The 22,227-nt window shown below is 60.0% G+C and carries 19 protein-coding genes and 1 pseudogene; 9 read left to right on the forward strand and 11 right to left on the reverse strand.

Annotated features, from left to right (window positions below; all coding sequences use genetic code 11):
* Positions 1-1,004: 1,004 nt before the first annotated feature.
* Positions 1,005-1,907 (reverse strand): thymidylate synthase, encoded by a 903-nt coding sequence (thyA, locus tag HP556_RS12110; protein WP_210269162.1) that lies wholly within the window; start codon positions 1,905-1,907, stop codon positions 1,005-1,007.
* 101 nt (positions 1,908-2,008) lie between these two features.
* On the opposite strand from thyA, the gene HP556_RS12115 reads away from it, so the two are divergent.
* On the forward strand, positions 2,009-2,260 hold the full coding sequence (locus HP556_RS12115) for a hypothetical protein (RefSeq protein WP_175367162.1): 252 nt from the start codon (positions 2,009-2,011) through the stop codon (positions 2,258-2,260).
* An 82-nt stretch (positions 2,261-2,342) separates the two neighbouring features.
* Here the strand turns inward: HP556_RS12115 and HP556_RS12120 are convergent.
* The 6 genes and pseudogenes from HP556_RS12120 to HP556_RS12145 form a co-directional block, all read right to left on the reverse strand.
* Positions 2,343-2,867, reverse strand: a pseudogene (locus HP556_RS12120) (thymidylate synthase); the annotation flags it as partial.
* Positions 2,868-3,033: 166 nt separating this feature from the next.
* On the reverse strand, positions 3,034-4,017 hold the full coding sequence (locus tag HP556_RS12125; protein ID WP_089268260.1) for a tripartite tricarboxylate transporter substrate-binding protein: 984 nt from the start codon (positions 4,015-4,017) through the stop codon (positions 3,034-3,036).
* 127 nt (positions 4,018-4,144) lie between these two features.
* On the reverse strand, positions 4,145-5,710 hold the full coding sequence (locus HP556_RS12130; RefSeq protein ID WP_170849787.1) for a tripartite tricarboxylate transporter permease: 1,566 nt from the start codon (positions 5,708-5,710) through the stop codon (positions 4,145-4,147).
* A gap of 13 nt (positions 5,711-5,723) precedes the next feature.
* Positions 5,724-6,224 (reverse strand): tripartite tricarboxylate transporter TctB family protein, encoded by a 501-nt coding sequence (locus tag HP556_RS12135; RefSeq protein ID WP_089268259.1) that lies wholly within the window; start codon positions 6,222-6,224, stop codon positions 5,724-5,726.
* A 92-nt stretch (positions 6,225-6,316) separates the two neighbouring features.
* Entirely contained in the window at positions 6,317-6,853 is a 537-nt protein-coding gene (locus tag HP556_RS12140) for a chromate transporter (RefSeq protein WP_120289067.1), read from the reverse strand.
* Positions 6,850-7,452, reverse strand: a complete 603-nt coding sequence (locus HP556_RS12145; RefSeq protein ID WP_089268257.1) for a chromate transporter — start codon at positions 7,450-7,452, stop codon at positions 6,850-6,852. The genes HP556_RS12140 and HP556_RS12145 overlap by 4 nt, the downstream gene beginning before the upstream one ends.
* Positions 7,453-7,708: 256 nt before the next feature.
* Here HP556_RS12145 and HP556_RS12150 point away from each other — a divergent pair, with 256 nt between their 5' ends.
* The 4 genes from HP556_RS12150 (at position 7,709) to HP556_RS12165 (ending at position 10,482) form a co-directional block, all read left to right on the forward strand.
* Positions 7,709-8,224, forward strand: coding sequence for an SspB family protein (locus HP556_RS12150; protein WP_089268256.1), 516 nt, complete (start codon positions 7,709-7,711; stop codon positions 8,222-8,224).
* A gap of 108 nt (positions 8,225-8,332) precedes the next feature.
* Positions 8,333-9,745, forward strand: a complete 1,413-nt coding sequence (gene fumC / locus HP556_RS12155; protein ID WP_175367164.1) for a class II fumarate hydratase — start codon at positions 8,333-8,335, stop codon at positions 9,743-9,745.
* Positions 9,746-10,039: 294 nt separating this feature from the next.
* On the forward strand, positions 10,040-10,228 hold the full coding sequence (locus HP556_RS12160; protein ID WP_068734044.1) for a DUF4169 family protein: 189 nt from the start codon (positions 10,040-10,042) through the stop codon (positions 10,226-10,228).
* Positions 10,225-10,482 (forward strand): ribbon-helix-helix domain-containing protein, encoded by a 258-nt coding sequence (locus HP556_RS12165; RefSeq protein WP_068734045.1) that lies wholly within the window; start codon positions 10,225-10,227, stop codon positions 10,480-10,482. The genes HP556_RS12160 and HP556_RS12165 overlap by 4 nt, the downstream gene beginning before the upstream one ends.
* 56 nt (positions 10,483-10,538) lie before the next feature.
* Here the strand turns inward: HP556_RS12165 and HP556_RS12170 are convergent, their stop codons facing one another.
* From HP556_RS12170 to HP556_RS12180, 3 genes are all read right to left on the reverse strand, one after another.
* Positions 10,539-14,210: an AsmA family protein gene (locus HP556_RS12170; protein ID WP_175367165.1), complete on the reverse strand. Its 3,672-nt coding sequence runs from the start codon at positions 14,208-14,210 to the stop codon at positions 10,539-10,541.
* A 225-nt stretch (positions 14,211-14,435) separates the two neighbouring features.
* On the reverse strand, positions 14,436-15,752 hold the full coding sequence (locus HP556_RS12175; protein ID WP_120289064.1) for an MFS transporter: 1,317 nt from the start codon (positions 15,750-15,752) through the stop codon (positions 14,436-14,438).
* A gap of 194 nt (positions 15,753-15,946) precedes the next feature.
* Complete coding sequence (locus tag HP556_RS12180) at positions 15,947-17,362, reverse strand: FAD-binding oxidoreductase (RefSeq protein WP_338117567.1); 1,416 nt, start codon at positions 17,360-17,362, stop codon at positions 15,947-15,949.
* Positions 17,363-17,442: 80 nt separating this feature from the next.
* Here HP556_RS12180 and HP556_RS12185 point away from each other — a divergent pair, with 80 nt between their 5' ends.
* Positions 17,443-17,949, forward strand: a complete 507-nt coding sequence (locus HP556_RS12185; protein ID WP_068734053.1) for a thioesterase family protein — start codon at positions 17,443-17,445, stop codon at positions 17,947-17,949.
* 3 nt (positions 17,950-17,952) lie between these two features.
* On the opposite strand, the gene HP556_RS12190 is transcribed toward HP556_RS12185, so the two are convergent.
* Positions 17,953-18,126, reverse strand: coding sequence for a DUF1328 domain-containing protein (locus HP556_RS12190; RefSeq protein WP_115033412.1), 174 nt, complete (start codon positions 18,124-18,126; stop codon positions 17,953-17,955).
* Positions 18,127-18,397: 271 nt separating this feature from the next.
* Here HP556_RS12190 and HP556_RS12195 point away from each other — a divergent pair, with 271 nt between their 5' ends.
* The 3 genes from HP556_RS12195 (at position 18,398) to HP556_RS12205 (ending at position 22,226) form a co-directional block, all read left to right on the forward strand.
* Positions 18,398-20,866 (forward strand): ATP-dependent helicase, encoded by a 2,469-nt coding sequence (locus HP556_RS12195; protein ID WP_175367166.1) that lies wholly within the window; start codon positions 18,398-18,400, stop codon positions 20,864-20,866.
* Positions 20,867-20,868: 2 nt separating this feature from the next.
* Positions 20,869-21,150 carry a type II toxin-antitoxin system HicB family antitoxin gene (locus tag HP556_RS12200; protein WP_089268248.1) on the forward strand — a complete coding sequence of 94 codons (282 nt, stop codon included), beginning with the start codon at positions 20,869-20,871 and terminating at the stop codon, positions 21,148-21,150.
* Between the two features lie 155 nt (positions 21,151-21,305).
* Positions 21,306-22,226 (forward strand): ABC transporter ATP-binding protein, encoded by a 921-nt coding sequence (locus HP556_RS12205; protein WP_089268247.1) that lies wholly within the window; start codon positions 21,306-21,308, stop codon positions 22,224-22,226.
* Position 22,227: the final 1 nt, after the last annotated feature.

Here is a 22,227-nt window from a genome sequence, read left to right on the forward strand (position 1 = left end):
CAACCGGTCCGTGAACATCTTGCGATCACGCATGTCCGCAACTTTCTACACGTCCTGATCGTAACCATCACCGAGGGTAGATCGCATCTCATTACATTCTCGGAACTCATCCCAGCCCAACGCAACGATCAACGCACTATCGGACGCCACATTATTTTCGAACATTCATTCACGTTCCTATGTCGATATCAATCGCGTTATTTTCTGCGAGCGCTCTTTCACTCGCGGTTCGTGATCGTCAAGCGCGACCTGCGCTTTCGAACTACACATCGAGATTTTTTGCATCGAATTCTTCTGTTGAAGGACTCGATGTGTAGTTAGAAGGACTCGCTCCTCAAACTCGAGAGGGCTCGTTCCGCCGTGTTACGCATCGCTATCCCGCCCAAGTCTGTAACGTGGCGAGGCGTGTAACATTTTGTGATCGGGACCACTCACGCAGCTAGGGACTGGCGCGCATCGCAGCCTGAATGGACTGACGCCGGCCGGCTATGCTCGGCCAGGGGCTTCACTTCTTGGAGCGCCTTCAACGGATATCCAGCGACGTAACCGGCTAAGACTGAACAGCCGCCGACGACTAAAATTTCAAAGCGAGAATTACGGTTCCGACGGGGCCGCAGTGTATTCTTGGCAGCAGGTGAGCCATAAGACGCGGGAGGCTCCTCCGAATGAGTGCGAGCGGTGACCATCGCGGAGTGCGCGCTGTTCTGATCCGCCCGTCGAAACCAATCGAATAGAGCAGAGTGCAACGGCTTAGAGGGGTGACAGACCACGGGCGAAGATCGCTCCGGAGCCCATCTATTTACGGCCGCTCATGCGGTCTATGCGCGCGAACGCAATCCACGACCGCTGGATGGATGTGCCATTTTATGTCGCGACCTAGCGGAGCCTATCTCGCGGCGAAAGCCAATTGTCGCATGTTAGCCATGAGCCTTTGGGAGATTGCTCAACAAGTCGTCACGCGCGCTCCTCATCCGCTCGGATGAGCTCTTTTAGGAACGAGCGCGCTAAACTGCGACCTCTGCGTTGATTGCAGCATGTGGATTGTAGCCATCTACTTCGAAGTCCGTGATCTTGTAGCCATCGATGCTATCGGGACGACGTGTGAGCTTCATAGTTGGGAATGCACGCGGAATGCGCGAGATTTGCTCGCGCGCCTGCTCAAGGTGATTGAGGTAAAGATGGACGTCGCCTCCCACCCAGATAAGCTCCCCGGGAACTAGGTCCGCTTGTTGCGCAAGCATTAATTGTAGAGCCGAAGCCCCGGTATAGTTGAAGGCCGCGCCCAGCAGCAAATCACAGGATCTCTGATAGAGGAGACAGTTCAACCGGCCATCACTCGTCACGTGGTACTGATAGACCATGTGGCAGGGCGGCAACGCCATCGTCCCAAGTTCGGGCGGATTCCACGCGTGAAACAGCATCCGTCGGCTGGCCGGATTTGTTCGGAGGGTCTGTACGAGTTGCGCGATCTGATCGTGCTCTTGACCATCCGCCCCAAGCCAGCGGCGCCATTGTTTGCCATAGACCGGGCCAAGATCCCCCCATCGCGTCGCGAAGGCATCGTCTTCGACAATGCGCTTTTCGAAATCAGCCTGGCTTATTGGTTCACCGGTTTCTTTCCGATAGTGCGCCAGCGGCCAGTCAGACCAGATTTTGACACCCTCCTTCAACAGGGCTTGAATATTTGTTTTCCCCGTCAAGAACCAAAGCATCTCTTTGACCGCAAGCTTCCAATAAACCCGCTTCGTCGTGAGAATCGGCACTGTGCCATTCGACAGGTCGAACCGAAACATCGCACCGAACAGCGCCTTTGTGCCGACACCGGTGCGATCTATGCGCTGGTCGCCTCGTTCGAGAACGTCCGCGAGGAGATCAAGGTATTGATATTCGGGATGTCGCAATGGCATGCGCTGCGCCTCGTGGATCTGGGATATTTATCGCCGCCCTTGATGTCGTCCGACGCCGTCCCTGATTTCGGTCACAGCGTCGGAGTTCAAGGCGTCACGCTTTGCGCTTCTCGAAGGCAAAGGCCGTTCTCGATCACGACTTCAGCCTTCATACACCGCGACAGTTAGACAAAGAACTCTGGCTGGAAGATATCCCCGCTCGAAGCGCCAGCTTGACCTGCCGCGCGGGTGATGAACTTCTTGACTACACGCAAAAAGTGATTCGATTAGCCTACGTAAGCCATCGGTTGAAGAACATCTCGGTCAATGTTCTGGAACTAGATGGCGGCCTAACGATCATTCCTTTATCATAGCGCTACGATGATCAACCTTCAGAATTCACTATAAGAATCAATGATATACATTCACTGATCGAGGTGCTATGCCGGAAAACCTCGGCACGCCCAAGAAAACATCTGCCGAGCGCTGATAGAGCTGGCAGGACAGCTTGCCGTTGGCGACGTAGAACTGGAACAGGCAGTGACACGGCGGCAGCGCCATCTTGTCGATCTCGGCGGGATTCCACGCCGTCACGATCAGCCGGCGCGAGTCCGGATTGCGCTTGATCATGTCGATGACATTGGCGATCTGATCGATCGTGCGTCCGTCCGCCGTAGGCCACGAGCGCCACTGCGATCCATAGACCGGACCGAGATCGCCATTGGCGTCCGCCCATTCATCCCAGATCGAGACGCCGTGGTCCTTGAGATATTTGATATTGGTATCGCCTGCCAAAAACCACAGCAGCTCGTGGATGATCGCCTTGAGCGACAGCTTCTTGGTGGTCAGGACGGGGAAGCCATCACTGAGCTTGAAGCGCATCTGATGGCCGAACACCGACAGCGTGCCTGTGCCGGTGCGGTCGTGCTTCTCGGCACCGTCACTCAGGATTCGCTCTAGCAGGTCGTGATACTGGTTCATGGTCGATCTTGCGGGCTTGTGAGCGGGCGAACTTATCGCCTCGGCCGGTGGTCGGACACGCCGATTCCCGGATTATACCCGAAAAAGTGTATCCCCGCCCCGCAAACGGCAATGGCTGGATCCGTTGGGATCCAGCCATTGGAATCAACCGGTTACCCGGTTCCGATCACATCGCCGGCTTCAATACCGCCGACCACTTTTCGACTTCGCTCTTCACCAGCGAGCCAAGCGCAGCCTGGGTGCGGGCTTCCGGCTTCGGAATGTCCGAGCCGAGATCGAGCAGACGCTTCTTGACGTTCTCGTCGTCCAGCGCCTTGGCGGCCGCGGCGTTCAGCTTGGCAGTGATCGCGGCAGGCGTGCCCTTGGGTGCGAAGATCGCGTTCCAGGCCGAGGCCTGATACTTCGGCAGACCGGCTTCGATGGTGGTCGGGACGTCCGGCAGCGATGGGTTACGATCGGGCGTCGCGATGGCATAGGCCTTGATGGTGCCACCCTTGATCTGCGGAACCGCGTTGACGATCTGGTCGCACATATAGTCGACCTGACCACCGACCAGCGCGTTCATCGCCGGACCAGTGCCATTGAACGGCACACCGGTCGGCTTGATATCCAGAACCGAGCTCAGCAACTCGCAGGACGAATACGACACAGAACCGACGCCGGCATGGGCCATGTTCAACTTGTCGCTGTTGGCCTTCACATAGGTGACGAATTCCTTGAGATCCTTCGGCGCGAAATCCTTCTTCGCCAGGATCAGAATCGGCGTGCCGGCCAGCAGCGCGACGGGCTCGAAATCCTTCTCGGGGTGATAAGCGAGCTTCGGATACAGCGGCACCGCCGCAGCATGGGTGCCCATGTGGCCGGTGATGATCGTGTAGCCGTCATTGGCCGCGCGCGCTGCACGCGTCGCGCCAGTCGTGCCGCCAGCGCCGACGACGTTCTCGATGATGATCTGCTGGCCGAGCGTCTTCGACATATCGGCAGCGACGATGCGCGCGATGACGTCGGTGGGGCCACCGGCCGCGAACGGCACGATCATGGTGATGTTGCGCGTCGGGTATTCCTGCGCCTGAACAGTGGTTGCCAGTGCGCCGAAGCCGGCGACGGCCGCCAGGCCACTGATCGCAACTCTGCGATTGAACAGCTTCATTTGGTTTCCTCCGAAAATGTTTTTGCCGCGAAAATAACGACAGTCGCGGGACTGAATACAAGCAAAGGCCCGAAGTCTATTCGACTTCGGGCCGTGGCGTAACGACGCAGATGCGTGGAGAGATTCGTCAGCTCTCGGATTCGACGAAGACTTCGTCGCGTTTCTTTCGCAGTGCGGGAAGCACAGCGAGGATCAGCAGGAACGCCGAGATTGCCATCAGGGTGGCCGACAACGGACGGGTGAAAAACACCGTCGCATCGCCGCGCGAGATCAACAGCGCACGACGCAGGTTCTCTTCCATCAGCGGACCAAGCACCATGCCGAGCAGCAGCGGCGCCGGTTCAAAGTCATGCTTGATCAACCAGTAGCCGAGCAAACCGAACACGCCTGCGAGCACCACGTCCATCGGTGCGTTGTTCACCGAATAGATGCCGATGCTGCAGAACACCACGATCGACGGGAACATCAGGCGATACGGCACACGAAGCAGCCGAACCCAGATGCCGACCATCGGCAGGTTGATGACGAGCAGCATCAGGTTTCCGATCCACATCGAGGCGATCATGCCCCAGACGAGTTCCGGCTGCTTCTGCATCACCTGCGGGCCCGGCACGATGCCATGGATGGTCATCGCGCCGACCATCAGCGCCATCACCGCGTTCGGCGGAATGCCGAGGGTGAGCAGCGGGATGAACGAGGTTTGCGCTGCAGCGTTGTTGGCGCTTTCCGGCGCCGCAACGCCTTCGATCGCTCCGCGACCGAAACGCTTCGGATCCTTCGACAGCTTCTTCTCAAGCGTATAGGCCGCGAAGGATGCGATGACCGCGCCGCCGCCCGGCAGAATGCCGAGAATGGAGCCGAGCACCGTGCCGCGCAGAATTGCCGGCGCAGAGTCCTTCAAATCCTTCTTGGTCGGCATCAGGCCCGTGACCTTCTGCTGCACGAGCTGGCGATCTTCCTCGCCGCCCGCATCCAGGTTGCGGATGATTTCCGCAAAGCCGAACAGACCCATGGCGACCGTAGCGAAGCCTAGGCCGTCAGCGAGTTCAGGGATGTTGAACGACATGCGCGACGCACCGGTCTCGATGTCCGAGCCAACCATGGACAGCAGCAGACCGAATACGATCATCGCGATCGCCTTCAGCACCGAGCCCTTGGCAAGCACCACGGCAAAGATCAGGCCGAGCACCATGAGCGAGAAGTATTCTGCAGGACCGAACGCAAGCGCGAGCTTGGTGAGCGGCGCGCCGAGCACAGCGATAAGGACCGTCGCAACGCAACCCGCAAAGAACGAGCCGATTGCTGCAATCGCGAGCGCCGGACCGGCACGGCCCTGCTTCGCCATCTGGAAGCCGTCGAGCGCAGTTACGACAGAACCCGCTTCACCCGGAATATTGACCAGGATCGACGTGGTCGAACCGCCATATTGCGCACCGTAATAGATGCCGGCGAGCATGATCAGCGCGCCGACTGGCGGCAGACCGAACGTGATCGGCAGCAACATCGCCACGGTGGCAATGGTACCGATGCCCGGCAGAACGCCGACCAGCGTACCGACCAGCGCACCGATCAGACAGAGCAGAATATTGATCGGAAGCGGGATCGACATTCCGCCGAGGAACGCCGGCGTCCACTGCACGAACTGGAAGACGGTGCTGAAGCCAAGACCGAGATTCGAAAAAAGATCACCCATGACGCCCTCGTTCTTAGCGGATCAGAAATGTCGGCCACATCTGCAACGGCAGACCAAGCGCATACGGGAACAGCAAGGCGCAGAAGCCCGTGAGGCAGGCGCCAACGATGATCGTTTCTTTCCAGCGCGTCTCGGGCGTGCCGAGCGCAGCAATCAGAAAACTCGACATCGCCGCGAAGATCATGCCCATCGGACGAATGCCGACCGCGAAAACCAGAATGGCCAGCGCCACAAAAAACGGACCGCGCCAGTGGAACTTGGAGAGCCCGGGGCCCTCTGTGAAAATGCCGACAACGGTTACGGCTGCACCAAGACCCAGCAGCAGAATGCCGAACATCCGCGGCGCGGTACCTGCTCCGAACGAAAAGCCATGCATGCCCTGCAGATCGCTGGATGCCCACAGAGCAAATGCAGCAATCGCCACCAAAGCAAGGCCGCCGATAAAGTCTTGAGGGCCTTTGACCCAGCTCGGTAAGATGGATTTCTCCGGCGCATGGCTCGGCGCATCACTCATTGGTACGTTCCCCTGTCACGAGCATTTAGCCCAAACAACATCGTTCGGAGACCGCCCAACGGCTCCGTGGTCAAGCTTGCTAGCGATTTTCGTCAGAGAACGCCAGCGAAACCAAGAAGGCCCCCGGCAACTAACAACCATAGCGGGTTAAGCCGCGTGGCAAACGCCAAAACGGCGGCGCTCCCCGTTACCAGAAACGCCGTCCAGGTGGTGTCGGAAGCGAACAGCAGAACCAGCCCGCTCGCGCTCATGAGACCTATCGATAAGGGGACCAGCGCGGCCTGTACGATTCCCGGCCATTGCGCGTGGCCCGACCGCGCAAGCAATTGGCTGACAAAATAAGCAAACACGGCCGTCGGCCCGCACATGGCGAGTGTTGCAACCATCGCACCGAGGATGCCGGCGACCTGATAGCCGATCAGCGTCACAATGAGAACGTTCGGCCCCGGCGACAGCTGCGAGATCGCAAACACATCCGCGAACTGCTTGTCGGACATCCAGTGGTTGACATCGACCGCGAGCCGATGAATTTCGGGAATGGCCGAATTGGCGCCGCCCACGGCAAAAAGCGACATCAGCCCGAACGACCAGGCCAGCGTGACAAGCGATCCGGGAGTGGCATCGTTCATGCTGCCGCCCGCCGTCGCATCAACATGGTCAGGCCGATACTGACGGGAATCGATACCAAAAGGACGGTCGGCAATGGCCATCGCATCACGCCGACCGCGACGAAAACGGCGATCAGGAGCGCCAAGCTGACCGGCTCACGCTTCTTCAGAAGAGGCAGCATCATTCGGAAAATCACCGCGAACAGCAGTCCAACGGCAGCGCATGAGACGCCGGCCAGCGTGCGCCGCAGCGCCTCAATGTCTCCAAAGCGTGCATACAGAATCGCCAGAATGGTCACGATGACCACGGGCGGCCCCAGCAATCCCGCAAAGGCTGCAATGGCGCCAGGCACACCGCGAAACCGCGCCCCGAATACCACCGACAGATTGACGATATTCGGCCCCGGCAAGAAATGGCAAAGCGCGAAAGTCTCATTGAATTCCTCGGGCGTCATCCAGCCGTGCTGCTCGACGATCGCCCGGCGCGCCCAAACCAGAACGCCACCGAAACCGGCCAGGGACATCTTTGCAAAGGCGAGGAATAGCGTCAGCAGTCCCGGCGGCGATGCCGACGCGAGTTCCGCAATGGGGGCGTCAGCCTGTGGTGAACTTGGACGCATGGTCCAGAACTAGGGCCATCCGCCCATCGGGCCAATTGATTTTTGCCTGTTTCCACGCCAATCGGCGGTTGAAATGACCGCCCGGCTGTATCGCGTCCAATTTGCGTCATATATAGAGGGCGCCAGCTTTTCCGGCTGCTGACCTCGGGTCAAGACCGGGATAGAATGGATAGAACAGTATGTGACGCGAGTCGGCCTCCGGCCTCGCCCTCACTCCATATATGGCCATGACCAAGACAAGCGACGGGACCGACCGATGGCAACCGATCATATTCGATACGATGTGCTGGCGCGCGACGCCCTTCGTGGCGTTCTGCGGCGCGTGCTGATCGACGCTGCCGAGCATGGCCTGCCGGGCGAGCACCACTTCTTTATCACCTTCGTTTCAACGGCCGACGGCGTCAAACTGTCGCCGCGCCTGCTGGCCCAGTATCCAGAGGAAATGACGGTGATCCTGCAGCATCAGTTCTGGGATCTCGTGGTCACCGAAGATCGCTTCGAGGTCGGCCTGTCCTTTAACGGCATCCCCGAGCGCCTAGTCGTGCCGTTCAACGCCATCAAGAGTTTCTACGATCCCTCGGTACAGTTCGGCCTGCAGTTCGAAACCGAAACCGCTGTAGAGACCCCGGCTGCCGGCGCGTCGTCCGCAGCCACTGCGGCATCTGCTCTCGCCGCCCCTCCGGCTCCGCCCGCGCCTGCTTCAGAGGAAGAACCGCCAAAATCGGGCGAAGGTGCAGAAGTCGTCCGTTTAGACCGCTTCCGGAAAAAATAATCGCAAGACGTTGTAAGGTGCCGGGGCCGCGTTCGCGCGGCCCCATTCTTATGCGCCGCACCCGCCAGAAGTCTCTGCAGGGAGCGCGGCATCGCAAGGACCGTACCCATGGCCAAATCCTCGAAGACCTCCGCCACCACCCGCACCGAAACCGACAGCTTCGGTCCGATCGAGGTCGCAGCGGATCGCTATTGGGGAGCGCAAACGGAACGGTCGCGACAGAATTTCAAGATCGGTCACGATCGCATGCCGATGCCGATCATTCGCGCGCTCGGCATCGTCAAGCTGGCAGCGGCCGAAACCAATCGCGAACTCAAACTTCTCGAGCCCAAGCTTGCAAAAGCCATTGTGAGCGCAGCGCGCGAAGTCATCGATGGGAAGCTGGATGATCACTTCCCACTGGTCGTCTGGCAAACCGGCTCCGGCACGCAGACCAACATGAATCTCAACGAGGTCATTGCCAATCGTGCGAACGAGCTTCTTGGCGGTGAACGCGGCGCGAAGAAGCCAGTGCATCCCAATGACCATGTCAACATGAGTCAATCGTCCAACGATTCGTTTCCGACTGCGATGCACATTGCGGCAACGCAGGGTATTGTTGAGTACCTCATCCCCGCACTAAGCGAACTACATGCTGCGTTGCGCAAGAAGGAAAAAGCCTTCGCAAAGATCGTGAAGATCGGACGTACGCATACACAAGACGCGACGCCGCTCACGCTCGGGCAGGAGTTTTCAGGCTATGCCGCACAGATCGAAAGCGGCATCAAACGCCTACGAAGCGTCGTGAAGGATCTCTACCCGCTCGCCCAAGGTGGAACTGCAGTCGGGACCGGCCTCAACTCCAAGCCTCGTTTTGCGAAGTTGTTCGCGAAGCACGCAGCAACAATTACCAAGCTGCCTTTCATCACTGCACCGAACAAATTCGAAGCACTCGCATCAAACGACGCCTATGTGTTTGCACACGGTGCGATCAACTCAGTTGCAACCAGTCTATTTAAGATTGCAAACGACATCCGATTGCTCGGATCTGGCCCGCGTTCCGGACTTGGCGAATTGATACTTCCGGAGAACGAGCCTGGCTCATCGATCATGCCTGGAAAGGTAAATCCGACACAATGTGAAGCAATGACAATGGTATGCTGTCAGGTATTCGGTAACCACACGGCAATTACGGTGGCCGGCAGTCAGGGTCACTTCGAGCTCAATGTCTACAAGCCGGTGATGGCCCATTGCATGATGCAATCCATTCAATTGATGGCAGACGTTGCGCGATCCTTCACAGAGCACTGCATCAACGGCATTCGCGCCGATGAAAAACGAATTCATGAGTTGATGGAACGATCACTGATGCTCGTGACTGCACTCGCACCAAAAATCGGTTACGATAACGCGGCGAAAGTAGCTAAGGTTGCTCATGCAAACGGAACGACATTGAAGGAGGAAGCGCTGCGGCTCGGTTTTGTTAGTGCAGCAGAGTTCGATCTTCTTGTTCAGCCGGCCAAAATGATACATCCTGGGTAAGCAAGAATATTTGCTCACAGCTTGTTGAGAATAACTCCAGAAGGAAATAGTTATAATTCATATCTGCTAAATGGTTAGAATGGTCGCATATCAGACGCGTTTTTCCTTGTGATACAGCAGAAGGTGATCTGGTTACGCTTCGTAGATGACTTCATTTTTCTGCGGAGCTTGTTTGGAACTACGGAGAATATTTTAGGATGGATACCGAAACCGAATTCACCCTCGTCTCGTACAACTACTGGATGGTGAAGACGACGTTTCCCACCCCATCATTTTTTAAAGACAGGAGCGATCATGGGTGACCTGATCAATCTCAATCGCTTCAAGAAGCGCACTGCACGAGAGGAATCGGCAAAACAAGCCGATATAAACCGTGCGCGCTTCGGACGAACTAAGTCAGAACGAACATTGCAGGAGCAGCGCACAGTCCGTGCGAACAACGTGCTGGATCAGCATCACATCGATGGCGAGGACGCATCATGAAATCGCCCGTAGTTAAGAGATCGATCGTTGTTGCGGGTCACAAGACCAGCGTGAGTCTCGAAGAGGCATTCTGGAACGGCATGAAGGAGATTTCGAATCTTCGCGACATGACGCTTTCCGAGCTGGTTGGTGAGATCGACACAAACCGTCAGCAGGGCAATTTGTCGTCCGCGATTCGGCTGTTCGTGCTCGATTACTTCCGTACACGTGCCGTTCCGCAACAGCGGATGCCGGAGCACAATCTCTCGGCGTAAACACAGCCGACCTTCAGCGAATCGCTTCGCCGTCGGTCGTGTTTGCTGAGTCATCGTCAGAACGTCGGCCGCGCTGAACTCGCGGTCGGCGGTGTCAGTACTAGCGGAGGCGCGGGCCTCGGCCTTGGTGCGCGCGCAGCACCGGGTGCCGGACGAACTTCAATGGGTGCTGGCAGCGGCGCAACCTGCTGACTTGCAACAGGCGGTGTCGCAGGACGAGGCGTAGCAGCCTTCGGTGCAAGACGGCGCGGATCGCGACCGGGAAGAAGCACATCGGAGGGCGCAGAGGCTGTCGGTGGATCGCTCGCAGGCGTCTGCGTGTCGACGGGCAGCGAGGCGGACGGCGGAGGAACGGCAACGGGCACAGCCGCCGGTGGCAACTCACCGCGTTCAAGCGAATCAAGCCGGCGCGTCTCGCGATCGATTGCGCGCACTGCGAGCCAGGATGATAACGCCGCCACATCTAGCGTGCGATCAAGCTTGTCAGGCGTTCCCACCGCGAAGATCTGAACTTCCGGTCGAACGCTCGACGTCCCCGCGCTCGTGCCGGTCAATGTCGCGCGCATATCCACCTGGTCGGCAACGATGTCGTAACCTCCTGACACGATCGCACGCCCTCCTTCGCCATCGAGCGTCGTCGCACCAACGCGCAGGCGGCTATCCTTGATACTGAACGGGACCTGCACCGAAGTTACGGACAATGCACCGGCGGCGATCGCGGTATCGACGATCTGACGCAACTTGACGTCATTCGTGGCCTGCCCAGAATCGCTGGCGCGAATGGCAATGTCGAACGCACGTGGATCGAGGCCATTGATGCGCGCCCCGTCGATCGTCAGCAATCCACTGCCGGACAATGCGCCTTCCAGAGCCGAGGCACTGCGCCCCTGACTGGCCAGCGTCATCCGCAGCGATGTTTTGCCCGCGGGCATTGCCAGGGAACGATAGCGCAAATCAGCGCCATCGATTCCGGCGAATTGCACGCGGGCGCCGAGCGCATATCCGCTGATCGATGGCTTCAGATCGACATCGGCCGTGATCTCGCCGCCACCGACAGACCCTTTGATCGTATCGATCGTCAGGGCCTGGCCATCACTCTTCACAGTGCCACTGATGGGACGCAATTCAACACCGCCAGGCAATGTCCCGCGCAGCGCCTGAAAGGCCAACTGCCCGCGCCATCCCTGCAGCACACCATGCCCGAGCGGATCCGTGGCGTCGCGACCTCTCGTGCCCACAGCGAGACCAAAGGCCGGTCCAAGTTCGATCGCATCCATGCCGATCTGACCATCGATGGCTTTCTCGGCACCGAGCGTCAGCGCAATACGGCCGCGCACGCGTGAGCCAGCCAGTGTGCTGTCGATATCCTCCAACGTAACTTTGTCGCCGTTCAATGTGAGCCGCGATGACAGGCTGACATTCTGCGCGGCCGCATCCGACGGCTTGAGAGCGACCAGCGGCGCCAGATTGGCGCGACGTATCGCAACCGCGAGCGATGCTTTCGGTGATCCCGCCCAAGGTTCTGCACTACCCTGAACATCGGCATCGACATCCGCGCCGGACAGTTTTGCCGTGACGCGCAGCGGCGCGCGCCATTGTCCTTTTGCCGATCCTTCGAAATTCACAACGGCGTCGCTTGCGGCGATCACGTTACTCAGGCCCAACAATGCGAGAAGTTGCCCGCCCTGCCCGACCAATTTAGACTCGAGTGTCACATCGCTGCGCGACAGCTCATTGAGGTCGACGCCACGCATCGCCGCTAGGGGAGCAGATGCGGTCAACGTCGTCGTCCCCTTCACCTGCGCCGCATCGATATCGAATACGGCGCGCGCATTTGTGCGATCGGCGCGTTGTTGATCCTTTGCCAGATCGAGCGACAGTTTGACTCGAACCGCGCCGGGCGTCGCGGTCATGGCGCTGAGCCTCGCCGCAACAGACGGCGCTAGCGGCGTGAGCAAGTTGCTGATCTGACTCATCGATGCGGACGTGGCGTTGAGTGTCAGTCCGCCCGTGGCTTCCATGCGATCGAACGACGCGCGGCCGTCGAGCATCAGGCCGGTGGCTTCACCGACTTTGAAGCGATCGACCGAGATCGTCTTTGGGCTGTAGGCCAGTTGCGCCACGAACGGGCGCATCTCCTGCCCGGCTGACACAGCACGGCCGATATCGAGTGACACCTGCCCTGCATCTGGCCACTCGGCCTGCGGCTCGCCAAGCGACCGGATCAAAACCACCGCTGCGTCGAGATCGAGCCGGTCGGCCTTCAGGTCGGCATCGAAGCGGGAGCCGCCAGCGGCAGACGGATACGAATATGCAGCACGACCTTCGACCGTACCGCCGTCGATCTCCGCCTTGAGTGCCTCGATGGCCAAGCGATTGGACGCCGAAGTGATATTGCCGCGAATGCGTAGCGGCTTCTGATTGCGCAAGCCGATGTCTGTTCGGCCCTTGAGCCACGCAGCAAGCGTATCCGGATCGGACGACTCGACCGCGATCGCCCCCTTGAAGCCGCTCGATGCACCTGGCTGTGCTGCGCCGCCGCTCAACGTGACGCGGGTCGCGCCTGGCGCGCGAAACTCGAGACGATCGACCGTCCATGTTGCTGCATCGCTACGCAGGTCAGCGCCGATATTCTGCACAGGCTTTCCGCCGAGCATGATCTGCTCCACGCCAATCTCGATCTGTGTCGCGAAGGGCGCCATCGGCATGCTCGACAACAGTCTGCGCAACGCCGGCAATGGCGTCACCGCATCGTTGGTCGCTTGATCCCTGGAGAGCAGGCGATCGGCATCCAGTTGCTTGGCCGACAGCACCGCATGCAGCAGTGGCGATGTGCCAAAGCGCATGTCAGCAAGACCAGCGAACCTCAAAGCGGTCTCTTCCGCACCATAGCTAGCTTCAAGCGCTTCCATATGCGCAACGGCCGGATCGGCCTTGACCTTGGCCAAGACGCGCCACGGCGTTGACAGTCGATCGCCAGCGCCATTCGCCTTCAGGCCGGCCGGGCTTGCGAGAGTTAGTGCGCCGTCGAAGCGTGGCGTGCGATTGTCGAAGTTGAGCACGCCATCGAGATCGACGGACAAGGGCTTCTCGCCGGGGTCGACAGTGAAACGAACGCGCGTGCCGTTGCCGTCGCCGGTCGGCCCGGAGGACAAACGGAACGGATAGCGCGCGCCCGACAACAGGAAATTGCCATCACCGCGCATGGCGCCGGCCGCCAATGAGCGAACATCGCCGCTGAAGGCGACGTCGTAGAGTTCGAGCGTGCTCTTGCTCGCCGCATCATGGAGCGCGACGCGACCGGTGATATTCAGCCGATCAATCGCCAGCGCGCCAAGATTGAATGGCCCGGTGGAAGCCGGAAGTTCGATACGCCCCTGCGCGTTGAGGCCGAGATCGACCGCAGCGCCGCCGATGGTGAGTTCTGTCGCGCGCCATTCGCCGCGCATCAACGAACTCAGGCTGAATTCCACATCGAGATTGTCTGCACGGATCCTGCCGAGATCGTTGGGACTGCCCACCGTGATTGACTGCAGCCGCAACGACGGCGCCGGCAGCAGCCGCGCCTCCAGCCCGCCGCTGACGCGAACGGGCGCACCGACCACGCGCGTGGCTTCAGCCTCGAATTGCGGGCGGAACTGATTCCAGTCGACAAAATAGGGCCCGACCAGAGCAGCAACCAGCGCCAGGATAAATGCAATTGCCAGGCCGAGCAGTGTCGTCTGCACCGAATCTCCCCTCAAGCGCTCCGGCAGAATGTCCGCCTGCCTGCCAAGCAAAGTGCATTGCAGCACGTCACTGGGCAATACGCCTTACAGACGTTGCAGGGCCACGCAGAAATACGCGGGAACGCATCTATTTATAGAACCAACTGTGGCGAAGTCACAGCACGCAATACATGGCCAGATCAGCCATCCCTCGCCATCCGCTTGCGGCAAATCGCCCGGCTTCGATCAAGTCGAAGCACCCTGCTCCAGCGGTTTTGCGGCGCCATGGGCGCGGTGCAAACGTCCGGCCACCGCCCTCACCTTGCCCGGCGACGCCATCCAGACCGCAAAGGTCGCGAGGAAGCTGACTGCGATTCCAAGGGCAAATGCTGGAGTATAGGTGCCAAAGTGGTCGTGCAGGACACCCGTCACCAAGGGACCGGCGGCGCCGCCGGCCAACGCGGCCAGCATGAGCGTGCCGAAAATGCTGCCGAAATGCTCGCCCTGGAAAATCTCGGAAACCACGGCGCCCATGATGGACGTCACGCCATAGCCCAGCAGGCCCTGCGAGATCACCATGACATAAACCAGCATCAAGCTCGGCACCGATTCCAGTGCAATCAGGGACGCAAAGCAGATTGCGAAACCGACACCGCTGACGGTCCAGATCCATTCGCGGCCGATGCGATCGGACAGATGACCGAGAAATATCTGGCCGGGCACACCGAACAGACTGACCATACCGAGCGCCCAGGCGGCGACACCCGGCGTAAAGCCGATGTCGAGCAGATACTTGGTCTGATGGACCTGGACAGCATACCAGGCATACAGCCCACCGAACAGGCCGAGCGCCAGCCACCAGAACCGCGCCGTTCGTATGGCGCGTGCCAGCGTCCAGTCGATACTGGCCCAAACCGGGTCAACTACGTTGGATACATGCTTCGCCGACGAGGTCGGCGCCTGATCGCCATCCGGCAAGAGCCCCATGTCCTGCGGGCGTTTGCGCAACAGCAGATTGATCGGCACGAGGACGACCAGCACCACGAGCCCGACCGCTGTGCAGGCGGTGCGCCAACCCGTCTGCTCGATCATCACCTGCACCCAGGGCAGCACCGTTACGGAACCGATGCCGACGCCGGCGAATGCGAGGCCGACCGCGAGGCCGCGCTTGCGGCTGAACCAGTTCGGCAGAAACAGCGATTGTCCGGAATAGCCGAGGCAGACGCTGCCTGCGCCGACCAGAACGCCGATGGTCAGGTAGAGATGCCACGGCTGCGTCGTCAGCGGCGCCAGCAACAACCCGGCTGCCATCAGCACGGTGCCAAGCTCCATCACCGCGCGAGGGCCGCCACGATCCATCAGCCTGCCCATCAGCGGGCTCATGATCGCAGAAATCAGGAAGCCGAATGAAAAGGCACCGGCCGTGACGCCACGGTCCCAGCCGAATTCCTGGAGAATTGGCGGGAAGAACAGCGAGAACGATGTCCGCGCATTGACCCCGATGGCCATGGAAACGAACGTGACGGCGACGATGACCCAACCATAGAAAAACGGTAGCCGCATCGGATGATGCCTTTTTTATTGGACGCATTCTGCGTCAAAGCTTTTTGATTGCACCTTCCGTAACCGAAATGCGCAATCCATGCTGGTATATAATTATATCTACAACTTTAAACTTTTTAAGAATAGTTAAGCATCGCCGCCACTGCCGAATTTTCCCGTCCGCATTCGGCCTGACCGGACGCGGCAATCTGGCGTCACGCCTGCGGCAGGATTTTCCCGGGATTGAAGATATTGTCGGGATCGAGTGCCTTCTTGAGCGCCCGCATCGCGTCGAGCGCCTCACTGCCCAGTTCGGCCTGCATATACTTTTGCTTGCCTTGCCCGATGCCATGTTCACCCGTGCAGGTGCCCCCCATCGCCTGCGCCCGTTGAGCGAGGCGATGCATGAAGTCCTCAGCGCGGGCGACCTCGTTGGCATCGTTGCGATCGCAGACCATCGAGCAATGAAAGTTGCCATCGCCGACGTGGCCGACGATGGGCGCCAACAGGCCGAGGCGTGCGAGATCCTCTTCGGTCGCAGCGACACATTCCGCGAGTTTGGAAATCGGTACGCAAACGTCGGTGGCCGCGACATCGGAGCCCGGTCGCATGCTCTTCACCGACCAATAGGCATCGTGACGGGCCTGCCAGAGCTTGGTGCGATCCTCCGGCTTCGTCGTCCATGAGAAATCGCCACCGCCACATTCCAGTGCGATCTCGTGAAAATTTCGCGACTGCTCGGCCACTTCGGCCTCGCTGCCATGGAATTCCAGCAGCAGCAGCGGCGTTTCCGGCAGCGTCAGCTTGGAATAGGAATTACAGGCACGAACCTGCGCCTCATTCAGCAGCTCGATCCTTGCAACGGGAATGCCGGTCTGAATCGCGAGAATCGTCGCCTGACAGGCACCTGCCACCGTGGCGAACGAACATGACGCGGCAGCCATGGTTTCAGGAATGCCACGCAGCTTGACGGTCAGCTCGCTGATGATGCCCAGCGTGCCTTCGGCGCCAACGAACAGATGCGTCAGGTCATAGCCGGCAGAAGATTTCTTCGCGCGGGTGCCCGTCTTGATGATCTCACCATCGGCGCGCACGACTTTGAGCGCGAGCACGTTGTCGCGCATCGTCCCGTAACGCACCGCGTTAGTGCCGGAGGCGCGCGTCGACGCCATGCCGCCAAGCGACGCATCGGCACCGGGATCGATCGGGAAGAACAGGCCTTGATCGCGCAGATTTTCGTTGAGCGCCTTGCGCGTGACGCCCGGCTGGATCACGCAGTCGAGGTCTTCGCTGTGCACTTCCAGAATCTGGTTCATGTCGCGCATGTCGATGCAAATGCCGCCTGCCGGCGCATTGACCTGACCTTCCAGCGACGTGCCGGTGCCGAATGCGATCACCGGAACTTTGTTCGCTGCACAAATCCGGACTACGTCCTGGATATCCGCGGTTTCCTGCGCAAACACGACGCCATCCGGCGGCTGGTTGGCAAGCCATGTCGTGGTATGGCCATGCTGCTCGCGAACCGCCTGCGACGTCACCAGCCGATTGCCAAAACGCGCCGTCAGCGCTTCAAGCGCCGTGGCCAAGGCCTTCGGCTCCGGTCGTTTCAAATTGTTCGCGATGCTAGCCACAGCAGTCCCTCCGACGCGGCGGACCGTGGCAAAGGTTGTATAACGGGTCAAGAGACGTGAGAGCGGGACAGGAATTACCGATGATTGAGCCAACCGACGATCTGCTGCAACCCGTCCCTTTCCGGGCGCATGTCATGCAGATCGAACCGCAATGGATCGACTATAATGGCCATCTCAACATGGCCTATTACAACGTGCTGTTCGACCGGGCGATCGACGACCTTTGGCTCAAGATCGGGATCGGTCCCGAATATATGAGGGCGCGCAACAACTCGACCTTCACGGCCGAATGCCATGTTCGCTATGTCAGGGAAATCCATCTCGGTGATCCCGCGCAGGTGTCGATCCTGGTTGTCGCTGCGGACGACAAGCGCATTCACACCTTCAAGGAGTTGCGCCACGCCACCGAGGGATGGCTGTCGGCGACGTCGGAAAACATGACGCTCCACATGGACATGACGGCCCGGAAGGTTGCGCCGTTTCCGCCTGATATCAGCGCCCGCGTGCAGGCGCTGGCCAATGCGCACCGATCCGTAGATCGCCCCGAGGGCATCGGCCGATCGATCGGGATGCCCTCGAAGAAATAACCGTCAGACGCGCGTGCGGCCGCGGACGAGGCCCACAACGGCCGAAATCAGGAACAGGACGATGGCGATGAAGAAGATCGCCTTGGCGATTTCGATGGAGGCGCCGGCGATACCGCCGAAGCCGAGAACGCCGGCAATAAGAGCGATAACGAGGAAGGTAACAACCCAGCTGAACATGGCACAAACCTCAGTTTTTGGCTTTTGACGCGGCATTCGCCGTCGCGCTTGATGCTGAAACAAGCCGGAGCGAAAACGAAAGTTCCCGACCCACGTACCAGCCAACATCACTGAAACGAGAGCGCTCCTGCGTGCCAACGGGCGTCAGATGAGCCGCATGCGGGGATAAGTCTGTCGCCAGAAGCCTCTCGCTCCTATATGCCCTCCTATCCTGCTAAGAAGGCTCCCCTTTAAGGCCCCACGGTGCCAACGTGGGCGGAATACGATTCGCATGAGTGACGCACGCAAAATGCCCGCCAACGATCTCCCTGCCTACCAGCCGGCGGCGGGCGGCATTGGCGCGCGTGCGCGCGCTGCTGCGGCGCCAGCGGCACAGTATCTGAGCGGACTCAATCCGGAGCAGCGCGACGCCGTCGAGACGCTCGACGGCCCTGTCCTCGTGCTCGCGGGTGCCGGCACCGGCAAGACCAAGGTTTTGACCTCGCGGATCGCCCATATCCTCAGCATGGGCCGTGCACGGCCCGCCGAAATCCTGTCGGTGACCTTCACCAACAAGGCCGCGCGCGAGATGAAGCACCGGCTCGGCATCATGCTCGGCCAAGCGGTTGAAGGCATGCCGTGGCTCGGTACCTTCCACTCGATCGGTGGCCGTATCCTGCGCACCCATGCCGAACTGGTGCAGCTGAAATCCAACTTCACGGTGCTCGACACCGATGACCAGATCAGACTGCTCAAGCAGCTCCTGCAGGCTGACAATATCGACGACAAGCGCTGGCCGGCGCGGATGCTGGCCAACCTGATCGACGGCTGGAAGAACCGCGGACTGACGCCATCGCAGGTGCCGTCAGGCGAAGCCGCCGTGTTCGGCAATGGCAAGGGCGGCAAGCTCTACGCCGCCTATCAGGATCGGTTGAAGACACTCAACGCCGCGGATTTCGGCGATCTCCTGCTGGAATGTATCAGGCTGTTCCGCGAACATCCGGACGTGCTGAAGCAGTATCAGCAGCGCTTCAAATATATTCTCGTCGACGAATATCAGGACACCAACGTCGCGCAGTATCTGTGGCTGCGGCTGCTGTCGCAGGCGCCCGGTCAGCGCTTGCTGCCGGAAGCGGACGCGCCATCGGCAGACAGCAAACCGGCCGTGCCGCTCAAAAACATCTGTTGCGTCGGCGACGACGACCAGTCGATCTATGGCTGGCGCGGCGCCGAGGTCGACAACATCCTGCGCTTCGAACATGATTTTCCCGGTGCCAAGGTCGTGCGGCTGGAGCGCAACTACCGCTCGACCGGCCATATCCTTGCCGCGGCCTCGCATCTGATCGCGCACAACGAGGGACGTCTCGGCAAGACGCTGCGTACCGAAGATGTCGATGGCGAGAAGGTCACCGTCACCGGCTCCTGGGATTCCGAGGAAGAAGCCCGCGCGATCGGCGAGGAGATCGAGCAGTTGCAGCGCGAGGGCAACAAGCTCAACGACATCGCGATCCTGGTGCGCGCCTCGTTCCAGATGCGCGAGTTTGAAGATCGCTTCGTTACGCTCAGCCTGCCCTATCGGGTCATTGGCGGCCCGCGCTTCTATGAGCGAGCCGAAATCCGCGATGCGCTGGCCTATCTGCGCGTGATCAATTCGCCGGCCGACGACCTCGCCTTCGAGCGCATCGTCAATGTGCCCAAGCGCGGCCTCGGCGATGCCACCGTGCAGATGCTGCACGATCACGCACGTCGTCGCCGCATTCCGCTCTCTGAGGCTGCCCGTCAGGTCGTCGAGACTGATGAGATGAAGCCGAAAGCGCGCGGCAGCCTGCGCGACCTGATGATGAGCTTCGAGCGCTGGCGCAAGCAAAGCGAAGTCATGCCGCATACCGAGCTCGCCGAGATCGTGCTCGACGAAAGCGGTTACACCGACATGTGGCAGAAGGACCGCTCCGCCGATGCTGCCGGCCGCCTTGAAAACCTCAAGGAACTGGTGCGCTCGATGGAAGAATTCGAGAACCTGCAGGGATTCCTCGAACACATCTCGCTGGTGATGGACCGCGAGGGCGGTGCAGACGAGGATGCCGTGTCGGTGATGACGCTGCATTCCGCCAAAGGCCTCGAATTCGACAACGTCTTTCTACCGGGCTGGGAAGAAGGCCTGTTCCCGCATCAGCGGGCGCTCGACGATCAGGGCCGCGCCGGGCTCGAGGAAGAACGCCGCCTCGCCCATGTCGGCATCACCCGCGCACGCCGCCGCGCCAAGCTCTATTTCGCGACCAACCGGCGCATTCATGGCACCTGGAACACGACGATGCCGTCGCGTTTCCTCGATGAGTTGCCGGCAGCCAATGTCGAGATCACGGAATCAAAGGGCGGTTCGGGCTGGGGCGGCGCCGGCGGCTACGGCGCATCGCGCTTCGACAACGTGGAATCGTTCGGATCGAGCTATTCGACACCGGGCTGGCAGCGCGCGCAGGCTAACCGCTCGCGCGGCGGCGGACAGGGCGGCAGCGGCTTCAGCGAAGGCCAGTCGCCTTTCGGCGGCTCTTCTTCATCGCGAAACAAGCGGCCGATGACTATCGAGGGCGAGTTGATCGCGAAGTCCACCGGCACGGAGTCCGACTTCACGCTGCAGGATCGCGTCTTCCACCAGAAGTTCGGCTACGGCAATGTGACCAAGATCGACGGCAACAAGCTCACCATCGTCTTCGAGAAGGCGGGGGAGAAGAAGGTCGTCGACAGTTTCGTGGAACGTGTCTGACAATGCCGGTCTATATTGCGCTCATTCAGAAGGACGCCAGCGGCACCTTCAACGTTTCCTTTCCCGACCTGCCCGGCATCGTGACCGCCGGTGACACCCTCGATGAAGCCATCGAGGAAGCCGAGGAAACGCTCGAATACGCGGCCGGAGACTGGCGCAATCCGGACGGCTCGAGCGGCCTTCCGACGCCGCGCACCATCGAGCAATTAACCAGCGACCCTGCATTTGCCGATGCCGCCGACGGTGGCACGATTGTCGAGATCGACTACGAAGCCGCAGAATAGCCCTAAAATTGCCTGTTCCGCGATTGCGCCGGCGCATCTTCATTCCTATGTACGCAACCCCGCGCCCGACAAAGCCGTTTCGGCTGCGCCGTTCGTGCGTCCCGGTATGACCGCCCGGTCCTCTGCCTTCCCCTTTTCGAACGATCATATCGCCGATGTCTCCCATCATTTCCGTTTCCAATCTGACCAAGAGCTATGCCTCGGGCTTTACGGCCCTGAAGGGTATCGACCTCGACATCAACCGCGGCGAGATCTTCGCGCTGCTAGGGCCGAACGGCGCTGGCAAGACGACGATGATCAGCATCATCTGTGGCATCGCCAATGCCACCTCCGGCAAGGTCATGGTCGATGGTCACGACATCGCCCGGGACTATCGCGCCGCGCGGTCGCTGATCGGGCTGGTGCCGCAGGAACTGCACACCGACGCCTTCGAATCGGTTTGGGCCACGGTCAGTTTCAGCCGCGGCCTGTTCGGCAAACCGAAGAACCCGGCGCTGATCGAGAAAATCCTGAAAGACCTCTCGCTGTGGGACAAGAAGGACAACAAGATCATCACGCTGTCCGGCGGCATGAAGCGCCGCGTGATGATCGCCAAGGCGCTGTCGCACGAACCGCAGATCCTGTTTCTCGATGAGCCCACTGCCGGCGTCGACGTCGAATTGCGCAAGGGCATGTGGGAAGTGGTGCGCACGCTGCGCGCTGCCGGCGTCACGGTCATCCTCACCACGCATTACATTGAAGAAGCCGAGGAGATGGCCGACCGCATCGGCGTCATCAACAAAGGCGAGATCATCCTGATCGAGGAAAAGACCAAGCTGATGGAGCAGCTCGGCAAGAAGCAGCTCAAGCTGTATCTGCAAGGCAAGGTTACGGAGATTCCAGCCAGCCTGGCTCACTACAACCTCGAACTGGCAGCGGACGGCCATCAGTTGATCTACAGCTACGACACCAAGAGCGAGCGCACCGGGATCACCAGCCTGCTTGGCGATCTCCGCGAATCCGGCATCCGCTTCTCCGATCTCGACACCACGCAGAGCTCGCTCGAAGACATCTTCGTCAGCCTAGTGAGGAAGTAAC

The organism is Tardiphaga robiniae, assembly GCF_013359755.1.
Taxonomy (GTDB): domain Bacteria; phylum Pseudomonadota; class Alphaproteobacteria; order Rhizobiales; family Xanthobacteraceae; genus Tardiphaga; species Tardiphaga robiniae.

Coding starts and splice junctions, on each gene's coding strand:
- thyA (WP_210269162.1), bottom strand. CDS start 1,907: ATGCCATTGCGACATCCCGAATATCAATACCTTGATCTCCTCGCGGAC.
- HP556_RS12125 (WP_089268260.1), bottom strand. CDS start 4,017: ATGAAGCTGTTCAATCGCAGAGTTGCGATCAGTGGCCTGGCGGCCGTC.
- HP556_RS12130 (WP_170849787.1), bottom strand. CDS start 5,710: ATGGGTGATCTTTTTTCGAATCTCGGTCTTGGCTTCAGCACCGTCTTC.
- HP556_RS12135 (WP_089268259.1), bottom strand. CDS start 6,224: ATGAGTGATGCGCCGAGCCATGCGCCGGAGAAATCCATCTTACCGAGC.
- HP556_RS12140 (WP_120289067.1), bottom strand. CDS start 6,853: ATGAACGATGCCACTCCCGGATCGCTTGTCACGCTGGCCTGGTCGTTC.
- HP556_RS12145 (WP_089268257.1), bottom strand. CDS start 7,452: ATGCGTCCAAGTTCACCACAGGCTGACGCCCCCATTGCGGAACTCGCG.
- HP556_RS12150 (WP_089268256.1), top strand. CDS start 7,709: ATGGCAACCGATCATATTCGATACGATGTGCTGGCGCGCGACGCCCTT.
- fumC (WP_175367164.1), top strand. CDS start 8,333: ATGGCCAAATCCTCGAAGACCTCCGCCACCACCCGCACCGAAACCGAC.
- HP556_RS12160 (WP_068734044.1), top strand. CDS start 10,040: ATGGGTGACCTGATCAATCTCAATCGCTTCAAGAAGCGCACTGCACGA.
- HP556_RS12165 (WP_068734045.1), top strand. CDS start 10,225: ATGAAATCGCCCGTAGTTAAGAGATCGATCGTTGTTGCGGGTCACAAG.
- HP556_RS12175 (WP_120289064.1), bottom strand. CDS start 15,752: ATGCGGCTACCGTTTTTCTATGGTTGGGTCATCGTCGCCGTCACGTTC.
- HP556_RS12185 (WP_068734053.1), top strand. CDS start 17,443: ATGATTGAGCCAACCGACGATCTGCTGCAACCCGTCCCTTTCCGGGCG.
- HP556_RS12190 (WP_115033412.1), bottom strand. CDS start 18,126: ATGTTCAGCTGGGTTGTTACCTTCCTCGTTATCGCTCTTATTGCCGGC.
- HP556_RS12195 (WP_175367166.1), top strand. CDS start 18,398: ATGAGTGACGCACGCAAAATGCCCGCCAACGATCTCCCTGCCTACCAG.
- HP556_RS12200 (WP_089268248.1), top strand. CDS start 20,869: ATGCCGGTCTATATTGCGCTCATTCAGAAGGACGCCAGCGGCACCTTC.
- HP556_RS12205 (WP_089268247.1), top strand. CDS start 21,306: ATGTCTCCCATCATTTCCGTTTCCAATCTGACCAAGAGCTATGCCTCG.